Below are 826 nucleotides of genomic sequence, written 5' to 3' on the forward strand. Positions count from 1 at the left end.
CCAGGCCCAGGCCACCCCGGCGGGCAACTCCGCCCAAAACGTCGCCGCGGTCACCCCGCAACTGGCCGCGGCCAGCACCGCACCCACCACCCAAGCCACTACCGCGGCCACCACCACGACCGGGCCCTTCACCTGGCTACAAAACCTGCTCACCAACCTCTCCACCCAAGGCCTGCCCACCCCCACCAACAACTGGCTCGGGCTGGCCCCCGGAAACTTCGACACAATCCTCAAACGAACCCAGGCCTATTTCGGTGTTGGCCTCGCGGCGTTTGGCTCACAACTTGGGCAGCAGTTGTTCAACGGGCCGGTGGGATCGACGGCCGGCGCAAGTGGTGCGTTCTTCGTCACGCCGCAGTTTGCGGCGTTGGGCGCGGGCGGGTGGACTTTCCACCCGGCCGCCGTGCCCACGGCAAGCCTGTCCTCGGCCACCAAAATCGGCGGACTGTCGGTCCCGCAAAGCTGGGCCAGCGCCACCGGCGCCGAAGAACAAACCGCCACCAAACTCGTCAGCACCCAGCTACTCAACCCCGACGGCGCCAACGCCGCCGGAACCAACGCCGCCATGCGCGGCGTCCCCCTCGTCGGCGGACGCGGCGCCCAACGCAGCGGCAACCTCGGCGTGCGCTACGGCTTCCGCTACAACGTACTCACCCGACCACCCTCGGCAGGATAAAGAAATGCCCGCTACTAGCAACCACATCCCGAACGCCTTGCGCCGGAACGTCATTGAGGAGGAATCACATGTCGATTGATTTTGGTGCGTTGCCGCCGGAGGTTAATTCTGCGCGGTTGTATGCCGGTGCGGGGTCGACGTCGTTGACGA

General features: G+C 66.3%; 1 protein-coding gene. It reads left to right on the forward strand.

Going from position 1 to position 826, the window contains the following annotated elements; all coding sequences use genetic code 11:
* Window positions 1–676 (forward strand): PE/PPE C-terminal domain-containing protein (locus A5744_RS25220; protein ID WP_205866299.1); only part of this gene is annotated, 676 nt, incomplete at its 5' end.
* Window positions 677–826: the final 150 nt, after the last annotated feature.

It is taken from the genome of Mycobacterium sp. IS-1264, assembly GCF_001954195.1.
GTDB lineage: Bacteria > Actinomycetota > Actinomycetes > Mycobacteriales > Mycobacteriaceae > Mycobacterium.